This is a genomic window from Pedobacter ginsenosidimutans (genome assembly GCF_001442625.1).
Taxonomy (GTDB): Bacteria; Bacteroidota; Bacteroidia; order Sphingobacteriales; family Sphingobacteriaceae; genus Pedobacter; species Pedobacter ginsenosidimutans.
Genome location: NZ_LMZQ01000001.1, coordinates 446,200 through 463,924, shown reverse-complemented (window position 1 = coordinate 463,924; position 17,725 = coordinate 446,200). Strand labels below are relative to the sequence as shown.

15 protein-coding genes are annotated in these 17,725 nt (G+C 32.9%); 14 read left to right on the top strand and 1 reads right to left on the bottom strand.

Annotated elements, in window-relative coordinates; translation table 11 throughout:
- The first annotated feature begins 10 nt into the window (after positions 1-10).
- From ASU31_RS01805 to ASU31_RS01740, 14 genes are all read left to right on the top strand, one after another.
- Entirely contained in the window at positions 11-2,362 is a 2,352-nt protein-coding gene (locus ASU31_RS01805) for a GumC family protein (protein WP_057930676.1), read from the top strand.
- Positions 2,363-2,387: 25 nt separating this feature from the next.
- On the top strand, positions 2,388-3,500 hold the full coding sequence (gmd, locus tag ASU31_RS01800; protein ID WP_057930675.1) for a GDP-mannose 4,6-dehydratase: 1,113 nt from the start codon (positions 2,388-2,390) through the stop codon (positions 3,498-3,500).
- On the top strand, positions 3,500-4,453 hold the full coding sequence (locus tag ASU31_RS01795) for a GDP-L-fucose synthase family protein (protein WP_057930674.1): 954 nt from the start codon (positions 3,500-3,502) through the stop codon (positions 4,451-4,453). The genes gmd and ASU31_RS01795 overlap by 1 nt, the downstream gene beginning before the upstream one ends.
- 17 nt (positions 4,454-4,470) lie before the next feature.
- On the top strand, positions 4,471-5,952 hold the full coding sequence (locus tag ASU31_RS01790) for a lipopolysaccharide biosynthesis protein (protein WP_057930673.1): 1,482 nt from the start codon (positions 4,471-4,473) through the stop codon (positions 5,950-5,952).
- 93 nt (positions 5,953-6,045) lie between these two features.
- On the top strand, positions 6,046-6,582 hold the full coding sequence (locus tag ASU31_RS01785; protein WP_209434946.1) for an acyltransferase: 537 nt from the start codon (positions 6,046-6,048) through the stop codon (positions 6,580-6,582).
- 15 nt (positions 6,583-6,597) lie between these two features.
- Complete coding sequence (locus tag ASU31_RS01780) at positions 6,598-7,236, top strand: acyltransferase (RefSeq protein WP_057930671.1); 639 nt, start codon at positions 6,598-6,600, stop codon at positions 7,234-7,236.
- A gap of 15 nt (positions 7,237-7,251) precedes the next feature.
- A complete protein-coding gene (locus tag ASU31_RS01775; protein WP_057930670.1) occupies positions 7,252-8,391 on the top strand; it encodes an NAD-dependent epimerase/dehydratase family protein in 1,140 nt (379 codons plus the stop codon).
- Positions 8,392-8,393: 2 nt separating this feature from the next.
- Complete coding sequence (locus ASU31_RS01770) at positions 8,394-9,269, top strand: glycosyltransferase family 2 protein (protein ID WP_209434945.1); 876 nt, start codon at positions 8,394-8,396, stop codon at positions 9,267-9,269.
- 12 nt (positions 9,270-9,281) lie between these two features.
- Positions 9,282-10,400, top strand: a complete 1,119-nt coding sequence (locus tag ASU31_RS01765; RefSeq protein WP_057930668.1) for a glycosyltransferase — start codon at positions 9,282-9,284, stop codon at positions 10,398-10,400.
- 4 nt (positions 10,401-10,404) lie between these two features.
- Entirely contained in the window at positions 10,405-11,613 is a 1,209-nt protein-coding gene (locus ASU31_RS01760; protein WP_057930667.1) for a hypothetical protein, read from the top strand.
- 50 nt (positions 11,614-11,663) lie between these two features.
- Positions 11,664-12,626: a DUF6492 family protein gene (locus ASU31_RS01755; protein ID WP_057930666.1), complete on the top strand. Its 963-nt coding sequence runs from the start codon at positions 11,664-11,666 to the stop codon at positions 12,624-12,626.
- Between the two features lie 307 nt (positions 12,627-12,933).
- Positions 12,934-14,139 (top strand): glycosyltransferase family 4 protein, encoded by a 1,206-nt coding sequence (locus ASU31_RS01750; protein ID WP_057930665.1) that lies wholly within the window; start codon positions 12,934-12,936, stop codon positions 14,137-14,139.
- A 4-nt stretch (positions 14,140-14,143) separates the two neighbouring features.
- Positions 14,144-15,118, top strand: coding sequence for an NAD-dependent epimerase/dehydratase family protein (locus ASU31_RS01745; RefSeq protein WP_057930664.1), 975 nt, complete (start codon positions 14,144-14,146; stop codon positions 15,116-15,118).
- Between the two features lie 8 nt (positions 15,119-15,126).
- Entirely contained in the window at positions 15,127-16,206 is a 1,080-nt protein-coding gene (locus ASU31_RS01740) for a mannose-1-phosphate guanylyltransferase (protein ID WP_057930663.1), read from the top strand.
- A gap of 42 nt (positions 16,207-16,248) precedes the next feature.
- Here the strand turns inward: ASU31_RS01740 and ASU31_RS01735 are convergent, their stop codons facing one another.
- Complete coding sequence (locus tag ASU31_RS01735; protein WP_057930662.1) at positions 16,249-17,301, bottom strand: acyltransferase family protein; 1,053 nt, start codon at positions 17,299-17,301, stop codon at positions 16,249-16,251.
- Between the last annotated feature and the right edge of the window lie 424 nt (positions 17,302-17,725).

Genomic DNA, 17,725 nt, shown 5'->3' with positions numbered 1-17,725 from the left:
CAGCAGTCGAATGAATAACTTGCAGGAAAGAAATATAGTACAGCATATTGACGAGGAAGATAATATTAACATTAAAGAGATTTTAAACAAGTTAATTGATAAATGGCCATGGTTTATTATTAGCATTTTCTTGTGTGTTTTAATCGCTTTCTTCTATACCAAATATACTTCTCCGTTGTATCAGATTAATGCCAAGGTATTGGTTAATGATGATGAAAAAGGCGGTGGCCTTAGTGGTAAATCAAGTGGTTTAATGGATTTAGGTGGTTTAATTGGCGCTAAAAATTCGGTTGACAATGAAGCCGAAATCTTAAAAACAAGGTTCCTGATGGAGCAGGTTGTTAGACAGATGCAATTAAATATTGTTTATTCAAAGAAACAAAATTTAGTGAGCAGAGAACTCTACCATACACCTTTTAAATTGAATATTTTAAAAGGTATGGATACCATCACGACTACTAAGTTCGAGGTAAAAAAAATTAATAATAATAGACTAAAAATATCTACCAAAAAATTCGAAAAAGAAATAGCCTGGAATGAACCTTTCAGTGTAAACGGGGTTGGTACCATTCAGCTTGAAAATAATCAAATTGGGCAAATGGATGATGGTGAATATTATGTTTCTGTAAGCTCCATAGACGAACGTGTAGCAATTTTGATGAAGCAATTATCTGTGAGTGTAACCAATAAGCAGGTAAGTATTCTGGACTTAGGTTTATCATACCCTCTACCAGATAAAGGTGAGGATATTTTAAAAACATTAATTAGTAAATATACAGAAGCCAACTTAAGCGATAAAAATGCTATAGCAGACAGTACTTATAAATTTATTGGGGAAAGATTAAATTTGATTGCTTCTGAGTTAGGAGATGTAGAAAATCAAGAAGAAGAATTTAAACAGAATAATAAATTAGCAGACATGAGTGAGCAGGGTAAATTACTTGTACAAAATACAAGTGAATTTAGCACTGAACTAGCTAAAGCAGAAACCCAGGTGTCTATTTTAAGTGATTTAGAAAATTACCTGAAAGATGAAACTAAGAATAAAAGGGTTTTTCCTACCGCATTACTGCCACAAGACATGGTTTTTTCTGGATTGATGGGGCAGTATAACGCCTTATTAATCGAAAGAGATAAACAATTATTAGGCCTTACAGAAGAGAGCCCGTTTATCAAAAACATTGATAATCAAATTGCAGGCTTAAGGAGTGGGATTTTATCAAATATCCAGAGTACAAAAAATACCTATGTAGTTACCAGAGATAAGTTGAGAAATCAATTGAGTAAATCTGAGAACCAGATTTCTGGGGTACCTAAAATAGAAAAGAACTATTTAAAACTTGTTCGTAAAAAAGGAATTAAGCAGGAACTTTATATATTTCTTATGCAGAAAGCTGAGGAAACTGCTATCTCTAAAACGAGCAACATTTCTGTTGCTAAAACAATTGATCCGCCAAAGGCACAAGTAATGCCAATTAGTCCTAGGAAAAACATTATATATCTAGCAGGATTAATAGCAGGATTGGTGTTGCCGATCATAATTATTTTTGCTGTTGACCTGTTAAATACTGGTATTGCAACTAAAGAAGAAATTACAAAATTAACCAGAGTTCCTGTTATTGGTGAGATTAGCCACAATACAAGTAACGATAATCTAATCGTTGCCAACCAAGGTAGATCCGCCATATCCGAACAATTTAGAGCATTGCGTACTAACCTTTCTTTTTATTTAAAGACTGCTGAAGAAAAGGTTATTTTATTAACCTCAAGTATGAGTGGCGAGGGTAAATCGTTTACAGCGATCAACTTAGGGAATATTCTAGCACTAGCAGGAAAGCGGGTATTATTGATGGAATTGGATTTACGAAAACCAGGTTTGTCAGCTAAATTAGGTTTAAGTAATGATATTGGTTTTAGTAATTATACAATTAGTCCGGATATCAAAATAACCGATATAATAAAACCACTATCCATCAATAAGAATATGTTCATTATTTCGTCTGGTCCACTACCTCCAAACCCGGCTGAAACCTTATTAAGTGAGAATACTCCCCAATTAATCGAAGAGTTGAAAAAGCAATTCGATTATATTATTATGGATGCGCCTCCTGTGGGTATAATCACAGATGCACAATTACTATCTGTTTATGCTGATGTAACTTTATATCTGGTTAGACAAAAAGTTACGCAGAAGGCACAGCTAGCCATTGTTGAGGAGTTATATACAAATGGCAAAATGAAAAACATAGGTATTGTTGTTAATGATATTATCAGCAAATATTATGGTTATGGCTATGGCTATGGTACCTATGGTGAAAAGACAGACAAAAGTATCTGGCAAAAAATAAGATTTAAGCGCTAGTGATATTGAATTATATTAAAATAAAATGAAAACAGCATTAATTACCGGAATTACCGGGCAGGATGGTACATATCTTGCAGAATTGTTACTAGAAAAAGGGTACATGGTTCATGGGATTAAAAGAAGAAGCTCTTTATTTAATACCGATCGTATTGATCATCTTTACCAGGATCCTCACGATGAAAATGTTCGTTTTAAGCTACATTATGGTGATTTATCTGATTCTACCAATTTAATTAGAATTATTAAAGATGTTCAGCCAGATGAGATTTATAATTTAGGAGCGATGAGTCATGTAAAGGTGAGCTTTGATACGCCTGAATATACCGCTAACGCTGATGGTATAGGTACCTTAAGGTTGTTAGAAGCCTTAAGAATTTTGGGCTTAGAGAAGAAAACTAAGATTTATCAAGCATCTACTTCAGAGTTATATGGATTAGTACAAGCAGTACCTCAGTCAGAAACTACGCCCTTCTATCCTCGCTCTCCTTACGCAGTAGCTAAGATGTATGCTTATTGGATTACCGTAAATTATAGAGAAGCTTATGGCATATTTGCCTGCAATGGAATATTGTTTAACCATGAGAGTCCGTTACGTGGTGAAACATTTGTGACTCGTAAAATCACCAGAGCGGTAGCTAAAATTGCCCAAGGTTTACAAGCTAAATTATACTTAGGTAATTTAGATGCAGAACGCGACTGGGGACATGCTAAAGATTACGTAGAAGCAATGTGGAGAATCCTGCAACAGGATGTGGCAGAAGATTACGTGATTGCAACAGGAGTTACCACACGTGTAAGAGAATTTGTTCGTATGGCATTTGCGGAAGTGGGTATTTCATTAGAGTTTAAAGGTACGGGAGTTGATGAAAAAGCTTATGTTGTGAGTTGCGCTAATCCAGAATTTCAATTAGAGATTGGTAAAGAAGTGGTAGGAGTTGATCCGGCTTATTTCCGCCCAACAGAAGTTGATTTGTTAATTGGAGACCCAACAAAGTCTAAAACGAAATTAGGATGGGAGCCTAAGTATGATCTTGCAGCATTAGTTAAGGAAATGGTTGCGGCAGATGTTGATCATTTTAAAAAAGAAACTCTTTTAAAAGCGCATGGCTATACGATCAAAAATCAATACGAATAATGGCAGAAACCTATTTAAAAGATAAATCTTCAAAAATATACATTGCCGGGCACAACGGAATGGTTGGTTCGGCTATTATGCGCAAGTTAACTGCAGAAGGTTTTACTAATATTATAACAAGATCGTCAAAGGAACTTAATTTGATAAATCAAGTTGCTGTAAATGATTTTTTCGAGGAAGAAAAGCCAGAGTACGTTTTTTTTGCCGCGGCGAAAGTTGGAGGGATCGTTGCAAATAATACTTATCGTGGAGAATTTCTATACGATAATCTGATGATTCAGAGTAATGTAATCGAATCATCAAGGAAATTTGGGGTAAAGAAACTGATGTTTTTAGGTTCCTCATGTATCTATCCAAAAATGGCGCCACAACCGTTAAAAGAAGAATATTTGTTGACGGGAGAATTAGAGCCAACTAACGAACCTTATGCAATTGCTAAGATTGCTGGTATTAAAATGTGTGATGCCTATAGAGCGCAATATGGTTGCAATTATATTTCAGTAATGCCTACAAATTTATATGGCTACAACGATAATTATCACCCACAAAATTCGCACGTATTGCCTGCTTTGATCCGTAGGTTTGATGAAGCGAAAAATAATAATGCAAAGGAAGTGGTAATATGGGGTACCGGAACGCCTAAAAGAGAGTTTCTATTTGCTGATGACCTTGCAGATGCCTGTTATTTTTTAATGCAAAATTACAATGAAGCTGGCCTGGTAAATATCGGATGTGGTGAAGATATTAGCATAAAAGACCTATCGCTTATGATAAAGGAGATCGTAGGTTATGTTGGCGAATTAAACTTCGATCATTCAAAACCAGATGGAACACCTAGAAAATTAATGGATGTTAATACATTAACTCAGTTGGGCTGGAAGTATCGAACTGAATTACAAGATGGACTTAAATTAACATATGAGAACTTCAAGGCATTAATTTTGAGCAAATAGGGGATTAAATATATAATATGAATAAGAGGGTAATTGCTAATGTTTTAAGCTCAGGTGGGCAGATTGCGTGTATTGGAGTTGTTTATTTCTTTCTCTATAAATATCTGCTGAAACAACTTGGGGTTGAGATGTTGGGGGTTTGGTCGGTGGTGATGGCAACATCGTCTATCGCTAACATCGCAAATTTTGGTGTGGCCACCTCTGTTGTTCGTTTTGTTGCGTTATATTTAAAAGAAGATACCCAGGATAGAATAAATGAACTAATTTTCACAGCTGTTATATTTATTGCTGGCTTTTTTTCTGTATTAGGCCTAATTATTCTACCTTCTGCCCATTTTATACTTAGCCGAATAATAGATGTAAAATATGTAGATGTTGCGCTAAAAATTCTGCCTTTTTCTTTGATATGCCTTATCGTAAATGCAATCGCAGGAGTGTACGCTTCTGTTTTAGATGGTATGCAGAAAAACTATATCAGAAGTTTGATTTTTACGCTTTCTTCAATTGTATTACTCGGTTTAACATTTTTACTGACACCAACATATGGCTTAAAAGGTGTGGTTTTTGCCCAATTAGCGCAGTCAATCTTTACTATTTTAGGTTGTTTATTTCTCGTAATGAAAATTACAAAATATAATCAGCTGAAGTGGCAGTGGAATAAAGAAATATTTAAAGAAATATTTGCTTATGGGATTAAATTTCAGGTAATATCTATTTCAGCAATGCTTAATGAACCTGTTACAAAACTATTAATGGCTAAATTTGGGGGACTCCAGTTTACAGGATATTACGAAATGGCAAATAGGCTAATTATGCAATTAAGGGGAGTAATTATTAATGCCAATCAAAGCTTAATGCCATTAATGGTTAAATCTTCGGAGGATCAACGAATGAATAAAGTTGATAACCTGTATAAAATTAACTTTTTAGCAGTAGCGGCTGTGTCATTGATCTTACTAACTATGCCAGTTCTGGCGAGCAACGTAATCTCAAAAGTATGGATTGGACATCACGAATCAATGTTCGATTTAATTTTGTTGTTGACTGCAGTGAGTATGTATATAAATTTATTATGTGGACCTGCATACTTTTCATTGCTTGCAGAAGGTATATTAAATCCTGTAATTAAGTCTCAGATAATTATCGGTGTACTTAACCTGATATTAGGATTTGTTTTAGGAAAATATTTTGGAGGAATGGGTGTTGTGTTTGGATGGCTTTTGGCTGTGCTATTGGGTACAGTATATCTTATTAGGAATTACGCAATAAACAATAGGTCACTAAGTAAATTCAAATTAAGTTTGGGGTTAAATTTAATTTTGCTAACTACATTATCATTCTTAATTTTCAAACATTTTAACCGTAATTTCTTTTCTAAATATGCTTCTTATGAAGTGGGATACACAATAGGATATGGTTTAATCTGCCTTGTTTTCTTGTTTTTAATTTATAAAGAGATAAAGAATTACGATAAAGAAAAATCAGTATCTTCATTATAAATAGATGATTATTTGATTAATAGTATTATGTATCAATTTTTTCAGCGCCTTAAGTTATATCTTTACTATGCTTCCACTCTATTAGGGAATAAATTGAAGTATAAAAAATTTGGCAATAGAAGTATCATACACCCTCTGCTAAGATTAGAACATCCTGAAAATATTACGATAGGAAAAAGTGTTGTTGTAGGTAAGCATTCCTGGTTGGCAGCAAGTCCAAATGTAATTTCAAATCCAGAGTTAATTATTGAAGATAGATGCGCGATTGGAAGTATGAATCAGATTTATTCTAACTCAAAGATCATTCTTCGCAAGAATGTACTCACAGCAGATAGGGTTTATATTTCAGATGGTTCTCATGATTATGAAAATCCTAATCTTCCCATAATGTATCAAAAGGTATTGTCTCTTGGAGAAATGGAAATTGGAGAAGGCACATGGATAGGAACTAATGCTTGTATATTGGGAGTATCTGTTGGTAAAAATTGTGTAATTGGGTCCAATAGTGTAGTAACTAAAGAAATTCCTGATTACTGCGTAGCTGTTGGATCACCTGCAAGAATAATTAAAAAATACTGTTTTGATTCTAAAGCTTGGAAAAAAACAAATGCTGTAGGTGAATTTATATAATACTTCAAAAGAAAAATGGATATTTTGACTAAGTGTTGCGCTGTTTATCAAAAATTGAGATATAAATACTATCAAATTTTAACTGGTTTGAAGTTATTAATTCTTAACAGAGATCACGGGAGAAAGAATTTATTTATCAAGCCAATTCTATTTAGTTACAGAAGTGTAAAATTGGGTAGCTATGTCTTTATAAGGGATCATGGCAGAATAGAAGCAGTTGTAAGTTACAAAGAAGAAAAATTTAGTCCATTGATAGTTTTTGAAGACAAAATTTCAATAGAACAAAATGTTCATATTACTTGCGCCAATTCTGTTTATATATCAAAAAACACTGCAATTGCAGCTAATGTTAGTATAACCGACATTGATCACCCTTATGCTGATGTAACTATTGCACCAGAATACCAGGATATTGTGGTTGGTAAAGTTTTTATAGGTGAAGACTGTAAAATATATAATAATGTAGTCATCTTACCTAATGTACATTTAGGAAAACATACTGTGGTTGGCGCAAACTCTGTTGTATTGGGAAATAAATACCCTGACTTTTGTGTTTTAGTAGGAGCACCTGCTAAAATAGTTAAAAGATATTGTTTTAAAAAAGAGGCTTGGCTTAGTACGGATAAAGATGGTTGTTTTCTAAACAATAATTAAAATTATAATATAAATATGAAAAATATATTGATAACAGGCGGAGCTGGGTTTATTGGCTCAAACCTTGCGTTAAAATTGATAAGTAAAGGGTATGATATTACTGTGTTAGATAACTTATCACAACAAATCCATGGAAATGATCCTGAAACAACTTCTCCACTATATCAATCCATTAAGAATAAAGTTACCTTTATTAAAGGTAGTGTAGTTAATAAGGAAGATTGGCAGAAAGCTTTAAAGAATGTAGATTGCGTAGTCCATTTAGCCGCAGAAACAGGTACCGGACAATCTATGTACGATATTTATAATTACGTAAATGTAAATATTGGTGCAACTGCCTTGTTGCTTGATATTCTGACTAACGAAGAACACCAAGTGAAAAGGGTGGTTGTAGCAGAATCAAGATCAATTTATGGCGAAGGAAAGTACTACAGTGAAGAACTTGATACTTTTGTTTACCCGGAAGAAAGGACAGAGGATTTTTTAAGCAAGGGAGATTTTGAGGTAAAATACACTTCAGTTACAAAGCCATTACAACTTGTGGGTACAACAGAAGATTCTAAAATACATCCTACTTCAGTTTATGGTATTACAAAACAGGTACAGGGTCAATTGATCCATTTAGTGTGTCCAAAAATTGGCATAGACGCTGTCTCATTTAGATATCAAAATGTATATGGTCCAGGGCAATCGCTTTCAAATCCTTATACGGGTATTTTGTCGATATTTTCTACACGGATTAAAAATGGAAATGGATTAAATATATTTGAAGACGGTAAAGAAACACGAGATTTTGTTTACATAGATGATGTTGTAGATGCTACAGTACTGGGCATTGAGGTAAAAGAGGCTGCCGGACATGCTTTTAATATCGGAACCGGCGTTGCAACCGATGTTATTACTTTAGCAAATACATTAATTGAAACTTACGGAGTTGATGTTCCGGTAACTATTTCTGGGAATTATAGATTGGGAGATATACGTCATAATTTTGCTGATATTACCTTGGCGAAAAATATTTTAGGATATGAGCCTAAGTGGTCTTTTAAAGAGGGTATGAATGAATTTGCTAAATGGGTAAATGAGCAGAAAGTGCATGAAGATAAATATGATGCCTCTATTCAGGAAATGAAAGATAAAGGTTTATATAAATAGATATGGCATTGATAGGAATTGTTACTGTTTTATATGGCAGTGAAACCGTTGTAGATGAGTTCTTTAAAACGCTCGACATACAGTCTTATAAAGATTTTGTCTTATATGTTGTTGATAACAAGTCTCCAGACAAATCCTTAGAAAAGTCGAAAGAGCTAGCCAAAAATGTTTCATTTAAGACTGTTTTTATTGAGAATGAAGGGAATTACGGGGTAGCAAAGGGTAACAATATAGGAATAAAAGCGGCCCTGGAAGATGGATGCTCCTATGTTCTGTTATCTAACAATGATATAAAACTTAATGCCGATACAATAGAAAATTTAATGTTTTCTGTTAATGAGGATAATGCCTTATTGGCCGTTCCTAAAATATACTATTATGGAACAAATTTGATATGGTGCGCCGGTGGTACTTTTGATAAATCTACTGGTACCACAAGGCATTTTCATGTAAGAGAAGAAGATCAGGGACAATGTAACGATAAGAAAATTGTTCCATATGCGCCTACTTGTTTTATGGTTATATCCAGAAAGGTATTTGAGCAAATAGGTTTTATGGATGAGCAATATTTTGTTTATTTTGATGATACAGATTTTATGTATCGTGCATACCAGGCTAAAATTCCATTATATTATTACCCGAATTCTACTCTTGATCATAAGGAAAGTGTATCTACCGGCCATAAAAGTGCTTTCTCGTTATACTATCTAATGAGAAATATCATAATTTTTAATAATAAGTATCGGTCAAAATTATATTTAATTTTTATAATTCTGAGAAACTTTGCCTATTTATCAATAGTAATTGCCTTTTCTACAAAATGGCCGGTATTAAAAGCTGGATATAAGGGGCTTTATGATGGGATAAAAGCGGTATAAAATAAATATAAGATGAGAGTGGCAATTATAACCGGAGCTATGCCTTTAGCTAAGTGTGGTGTTGGAGATTATACTGATGTTTTGGTTACCAACCTGATTAAAGCAGGTGTAGAAATAGACGTTATAACAGATGTAAAGTATGGTGAAAGCGATAAATCTTATACATTACATAATGTAGTGAAAAAGTGGTACGGTTTTTCTTTTTTTAGTACAATATTAAGAACATTAAAAAATATTAAATGTGATGTTGTACATATTCAATATCCGACCATTAGTTACAAAGGCTTTGTAGAAATCAATCTTCTTCCATTAATTCTCAGGTTAAAGGGATATAAAGTCGTTTATACACTGCACGAATACAGTCAACGTCCATTTCTATCCAGAGTAAGGCGCTGGCCAAGTGTATTAGGATCTCATAATGTTATTGTTGTAGAAGATATTTTTAAAAAAGATCTGGTTAAATTACCTTTTTTCAGAAGTTCTGAAGATAAAATTGAAGTAATCTACATTGGTGCCAATATTCCTAAATCTTCATATTCAAATGATGAAATACTAAATGTTAAAAGGAAATTATTTGGAGATTATGATGGATTGGTTGCCTCATATTTTGGCTTCGTAAATTCAAATAAAGTGCTTTTAGTTACAATTGAAACTATGGGGCAATTAAAAAAAGAAAATAAGCTTTTTTTTAAACTTTTAATAATTTCTCAACTAGATCTCAATGATTCTTACCAGAACGAGGTGTTAAAGTTAATAACACAGTATGGTCTTACAGATGATGTGAAAATTACAGGTTTCTTGCCTAAAGAGGATGTCGGAAACTATATAGCATGCTCCGATTTTGGAATTTCCCTTTTTGCCAATGGTTTATCTGTTCGAAATGGCAGCTTTTTGGCGCTATACCAAGAAGGGATAAAAATAATTGCTACAAAACCAAATGAAGACTATCCTATAGCATTGAACAACGTTATTTTCATAGATAATAACCATGTGGATGAGCTTAAAAATGCATTAATAAAAATTTCTCATATAGACTTAAATAAAACGCATGAGCAAATAACAGATTGGAGCGAAATAGCGCAAAAGCATATTCTTGTTTATCAGCAAGTTAGCGCTGATGTAAATAAATAACATAATGACAATCAAAAGAATAAGAGAGAAATATTTATATCTATATCTATTTGTGATATTAAATTTTCTTGGTCTGTCTTACAATCCAGAACAGGCTTATAATCTTGTACGCGTATTAGGTGTTATAGTTCTGTTGACAGCGCTTTTCTTTTGGAATAAAAAAGAGTCTGATAACTTCTCTTCGTTTGTTAAATTTTTTGCCGGATATGTTGTCGTAGAAATCTTTGTGTCTTCTTTTCAGTATGGCACACCGATAGATATTATGTTCTTGTTTTCCATCAGCTATGCAACTATTCTGTCATACTTTGTTTTCTATAAGATAGACCGGGAGCGTTTAGTTAGAATCGTTTGTTGGATGTCAAGTATTACGATAGCGATCTTGACCGTGCAGTATTTTATCTACAAATATTTAGGGATAGAATTCCTTTTTAAATTTAGTGAAATTCCAACCAGAATGGATGTTCAGCGGATATATGTGGGTATTTATATTTTCCCTTTCGCTTTTCTGATTGCACTTTCGAGAATTATTACCTGTCTAAACACCAAAACTAAAATTCCCCTTTTGTATCTATTCACAGCGGGCCTCACCTTATTTGACCTGTACTTTTTTGTGATGACGAGATCTTTCTTAATTCTCATATTAGCAGTAGCTTTAATAATGATACTGCTTTTTTTAAGGAATAAGTATAAAATTTATTTTATTCTTTCATGTGCTGTACTGGCTTATGTAAGTTACTATCATTTGGGATTGTTTGATAAATATATTGAATTTTCAAAAAGCGAAGACGTTTCGCTATCGACAAGATTTGCAGCAATAAATTACTATTATAACATCACAATGAATGAGAGCCCCTTTTTGGGTTTTGGTTTCATAAAGATTGATAATAATCAGCTAAAAGGAATACTTCAAGGTTCAAATGGCGAATTTTTTAGAGAGGACGTAGGTATTTTCGGCTTCTTTAACAATTTTGGTTTAATAGGTTTAACCTGGCTTTGCCTTTTAATATATCGTATGATCAAGATAGTTGTTAATAAGTACATGGATAGATCTCTTAAGAATCATCCTGAATATCTTGCGATTTTATTAATGTTTATTCTTTGCGAACTTACTTCAATCAATTTAATTAACTATGATGGTATCGCAAGTTTTGTTATTATTTTATTATTACTAAATGATTCTCATCGACAAAGAAATACGGCAGTACTCGCTTAACGCATATCTCCTTAACTTAAATCTATTATCATATTGGTAACTATCAAAGCATGGAAGAGTATAAATTAATAATACCAATAGTTGCAAAAGATATTAGTTTAATAATAAGTAATATCGAAAAGATAAAGAACTATTTAAATTCTTATAAATTAGTCTTTATAGGTAACGCAGAACTTAAGAATCTTTTACCCAACTATGATTATGTAGAATTTATAGATGAGAATGCAATTTTTTCAAACCTTAATATTGGAACAATAAAAGAAATATTGGTCCAGAAAACTGGTGTAGGTAATAGGGCTGGATGGTACTTTCAACAGTTTTTAAAGATGGCGTATTCCCAGCACTGCGAAGATGAATATTATCTGGTTTGGGACAGCGACACACTGCCCCTGGAAGAGATTTGTTTTTTTAATGCAGATAAGAAACCTTATTTGTCTTATAGAACCTTTGAGAAACATGATTTGCCATATTTTGATACCATTAAAAACATTTTTAATATAGAAACCGTAATAAATTCTGAATCAAGATCCTATGTAGTGGAGCACATGCTATTCAATACAAAAATTATGAGAGCGCTAATCTCCAACATTGAAAGCAATTTAAGTTTATCTGGTAACACGTTTTTTGAAAAAATTATGGACGCAGTTCCCCATAAAAACCTTAACCTTTCAGGTTTTAGTGAGTTTGAGACTTATGTCGCTTTCGTGATGAAAGATTACCCCGATTTCTATGTAAGTCGTTTTTGGAATAACCTGCGGTGCGGTAAGATCTTTTTAGGAGAGCAACCCGATGAGGAATCTTTACAATGGATATCTAAAGCGTTTGTTTCGGTTTCAATAGAACGGTATGATAAGGAATGGAAAATATTCAGGATAAATGCGATTAGGAAAATGGATTTTGTGAATGTTTATAATTTTTTCTATCCTATTATTAGAACGAAATTTAATATCAGAATGTTCCTGCGAAAGTATTTTAAGCATATTTACCTCAAAATATTAAATCTTAAACAATAATTTTAACAACGGCTTTAATAATTATTGAACTGTAACTTTTTAAGTTCAGAATAAATTACTTAGTCGTATTTTCAATAAAATAATGTTGATCCAGTAATATAAAAATTTAGTAATTTTAAAGACTCAGATTTGTCGCTATTGTACTAAAATCAATATTCTGGATGACCTATTTCAATTTAAGGCTTGGAGAATGCTTGAATAAGAAAAAAACAGTTTTGAAAACACACAAAAAAGAAATTATCAGAAATTGATAACCTCATAAAGTTAATTAGTACCGGACACACGCAGAAGCGTAAAAAATACATTAATGCAAAAAGAGAGAATTTTAATAAATGATTTTGGAGGATATCCTTTTCCAATAGGATTGAGTAGATATTTAGCTAACCAAGGATATGTTGTAATGCATTGCTATCTTTCGAATATCAATACACCTCATGGTAACATGATCAAAAGAGACTCAGATCCTGAAACCTTGATCATTCAACCGGTTATGTTAAAGGCTGAGTTTAGTAAGTATTCTTTTGTTGGCAGACTTAAGGGTGAATTGGAGTATGCAGGTAAGGTGAGTAAACTGATTGACACATTTAAGCCTAACATTTTTCTGTCTGCAAATACCCCTCTTCTGGCACAGGGGAATTTGCTGAGTAAATGTGAGCGATCGAATGTAAAGTTTATCTACTGGTGCCAAGATATTCATAGTATTGCTTTGAAAGGTTTTTTACGGAAAAAAATACCTCTTTTCGGAGGATTAGCTGCCAAATATTTCGAATATAAAGAAGTTCGCCTGTTGAAAAGAAGCAAGGCGATTATCACCATATCTGAAGACTTTAATGAGATTTTTGCTGGTTGGAAAATTAAATTGAATAATGTTTATGCTATTCATAATTGGGCACCAATTGATGAATTGGTTTCTTATCCAAAACAGAATGATTGGTCGTCGAAATTAGGGCTAGACGCTAAATTTGTGGTTACCTATTCTGGTACATTAGGATTAAAACATAATCCTTCACTTATTGCTAATGCAGCAAAAGCACTAAAGGATAATGATAAAATTCAGTTCCTTGTAGTTTCTGAAGGCTTAGGTGCTGATTTTTTATCGGAAAAGAAAAAAGAATATCAATTAGATAATCTAACTTTACTTCCATTTCAAGATTATAAAGACCTTCCAAAAATTCTTTCTTCTGCTGATGTATTATTGTCAATTCTAGAGAACGATGCTGCACTATATTCAGTTCCATCAAAAGTGCTTACATACTTGTGTAGCAGGAAGCCTATTATTCTTTCTGTGCCGTTAGATAACTTAGCAGCAAAAATTGTTTTCAAATATAATGCTGGGTTTTGTATCAGTCCAGGTAATCATGCCGAATTGGTTGAGAAGATAGTTCATCTTTTAAATAACCCAGAGTTAAAACTTTCACTTGGTGAGAATGGCAGAAAATATGCAGAAGAGAATTTTGATTTAGACATCATAGGCAGAAAGTTTATCAGTGTTTTTGAAGCAATAAAAAATTAATCATATGAATCATCTGATATTCGGCGGTTCGGGTTTTATAGGAACTCATTTGAAAAGATACATTACAGAAACTTTATCGCTTCCTGATTTGGTTTATAGTTATGATATTCGAAAGAAAGTAAGTGATGGTTTTTCAGAACTTGATGTTAGAAAACCTATTTTAATAGATTTACATAATGCTGAAAGTAGCATAATTTATAATCTGGCAGCTGTTCATACAACACCAGGACATCCTGATCATGAATATTTTGAAGCCAATATATTTGGCGCGCAAAATGTTTGTGATTTTGCAAGGAAAAACAATATTAAAACTATCGTTTTTACCAGTTCTATAGCTCCGTACGGTGCTTCTGAAGATTATAAAACTGAAGAAACCTTGCCTATGCCTAATACTCCTTATGGTATTTCCAAACTAACCGCAGAATATATCCATAAACTGTGGCAGGCAGAAGATCCTGAAAACAGAAAACTTGTGATTGTTAGGCCTGGAGTAGTTTTTGGCAAGCAAGAAGGTGGTAACTTTACAAGATTATATAACTCCCTTAAAAAAGGATTTTTCTTTTACCCTGGAAGAAAAGATACAATTAAAGCCAGTGTGTACGTAAAAGATGTTGCAAGAATATTATATGAAGCAGGTCAAAAGGAAAAACCAGGACACGTTACTTATAATTTAACTTATTTTCCTGCACCTACCATTGAAGAAATTTGTGTTACAATGGCTAAGGCTACCGAAACTAAAGCTCCTAAAGTACTGGTGCCAGGCTGGGCATTAAAATCGGCTGCAGGATCAGCTTATTTTGGTGCCAGAGTATTGGGTAAAAATATTAGCGGAATTCACCCAGATCGCGTAAAAAAATTAATGATCTCTACTAATATTTCTGGTGAAAAGCTTAGTCTATCACCTTATAAGTTGCAATTTTCATTGAAAGAAGCCTTAGAAGATTGGTATCAAGATTGCGAAAAAAAAGGACTTTATTAATTTAAATTATGAACAAAGATACATACGTATTAATCATGGCTGGTGGTGTTGGCTCTCGCTTTTGGCCAAAAAGCCGTAATCATTTTCCTAAACAGTTTATAGATATCTTGGGGACTGGGAAGTCGTTATTGCAACTTACTGGTGAGCGATTCCTGAAAATCTGCCCTAGCGAAAATATATTCGTTTTAACCAATGAGGCATACGCAGGCCTTGTTGGAGAGCAGTTGCCCAATATCCTAAAAGACAATATTCTGTTAGAACCTAGTAGAAATAATACCGCTCCGTGCATTGCGTACGCTACGTATAAGATATTGAAGCAAAATAAAGAAGCAAACATTGTAGTAGCTCCTTCTGACCACTTGATTTTAAAAGAAGATGTATTTGTAGACAAGATCAATAAAGCGCTTAATTTTACAGAAAAAAATGATGCTTTACTCACTCTTGGGATCACACCTAATCGACCAGATACTGGCTACGGGTATATCAATTATAAAAATGATGCGGCCGATGAAATTTTCAAAGTAAATTCTTTTAAAGAGAAACCAGAACTGAAAGTTGCCGAAGAGTATTTAGCGAATGGCAATTATTTGTGGAATGCAGGAATTTTTATTTGGAAGGCAGCTAATTTGAAACGCGCTTTCGAAAAATATTCTCCCGAAATCAATGAATTGTTTGAAAAAGGAAATGAGTTTTATAATACGCCAGGTGAGAAAAAATTTATTGCCGTTAACTATCCAACAAGTCCAGATATTTCCATTGATTATGCGATTTTAGAAAAAGCTGATAATATTTATACTATACCTGCTGAAATTGGTTGGTCTGATCTTGGAACCTGGGCCTCACTCCATGCTGTTGCAGATAAAGATGATCAAAGTAATGTGGTAAATTGTAATCAAGTTAATTTGCAGGATACCTCGAATTGCATTATAAACCTTCCAACTGGTAAGGCTGCAGTAATTAGAGGGCTCGAAAATTTTATCATTGTTGATGATGAGCAAGTATTGTTAATTTACCCAAAATCTGAAGAACAAGAAATAAAACAAGTAGCCAAAAAAATGGTAGCTAGTTTTGGTGAAAAGTATTCTTAATCTTTACTGATTTCTAACACATCCTTATAAAATTAGTCTATGCTATCGATAGCTTTTACCTAAGATGAAAGGGAAAAATCTATTGATAACATAGATTATCGGTATAATAACAATTATAGTTGTAATCGCAATCGAAAGTCCTCCAATATTGTTTTCTAAAGATGATAGCGGTATTTTCAATACAAAATAAACGAATCCTTTGATTACGCTCATAATGATAAAATGCAAAGCAAAAATAATGAGTGTGTTTTGAGCAATATATCCGACAAATTTATTTGATCCAATATATCGTGCCATTAATTCGCTAATAGAAATAATAAAGCCAATTCCAGCAAAGGCTGCAATATAAAAAAGTGAATAATTTCCATATACTCTCCCATTCATATCCACCCTCCCGTTAAATTGTGTAACGTAAATCACTAAGAAAATACAAATTGCCGAAATAGCTCCAAGTAAGTACATTTTAATACCCAAAAAATGTTTAACCTTCTCTCTAAATATATTTGCAAAACCGTAGAAAGTTACTGCCACTATTGCTATATTAAAACTCCAAGGCAATCTAATGAATTGATATTTATAGTCGAAAAATCCCAATACCACTAAGGCAGCAAGCATGATATATTTTATCTGGTGCTTTAAAAATCTGAAAGCTAGAAAATATATGTTTTCCACCATAAATAAGCAAGGTAAGAACCATAAAGGAACGCAATGAATTAAATAATTATCAATTCCATTTCCGTAAAACATCCCAATGATGGGTTTATATAGAGAAATGTTTACTTGGCTGTTAGCGCCAAATTTCCTGCCTACAAAAAGCCAAAAAACATAAGTAATAATATTGAAAGCAAAATATGGAATTATTAATTGCTTGAATCTTTTGACCAAAAAAATCTTATAACTTTTGTATTTGTCAAATGAGAACAAAAATCCTGACAAGAAAAAAAATAAAGGCATATGGAATGCGTAGATAATATTAATATTATTGGTGCTAATCTCCTGATGACCTAGAACGACTAAAAAAATTCCAATAAATTTTGCATAATCTATGCTTGTAAAACGATCTTGAATGTTTTTTTCTGTAAAAGATTTTCTCATATGCTATTGCTAATGTTATTTCCTATGGAGATAAAGCACAATAATACACATTTCGAAGAGATAATTAATCTAATCTTTAATTGAAAAACAACCTCCCCTTATGCGCATTGAAGACTAGTGAACCTGATTGTTTATCTGTTGATAAGGATCGGGCCGAGGCTAATTTAAGTTGCTTAAAAAACTTCCAATATAGAAGTTAATATAAACAATTTTTATTTGGTGGGATTCAGACAATTTTAAAATCATAATCGAGATTTTTCTAGACTAAATATTTCTATTACTTACATTGTAATTTACTTGAAATAAAAATAAAAAGATGGCTGATATAAAACACTAATATTACTGCAGGATTTAATTTTTTCTGCTAACTATAAAAGGGTATAATATTTTATTTATTCTTGTTTCTACTCCACTGTGCTATTGG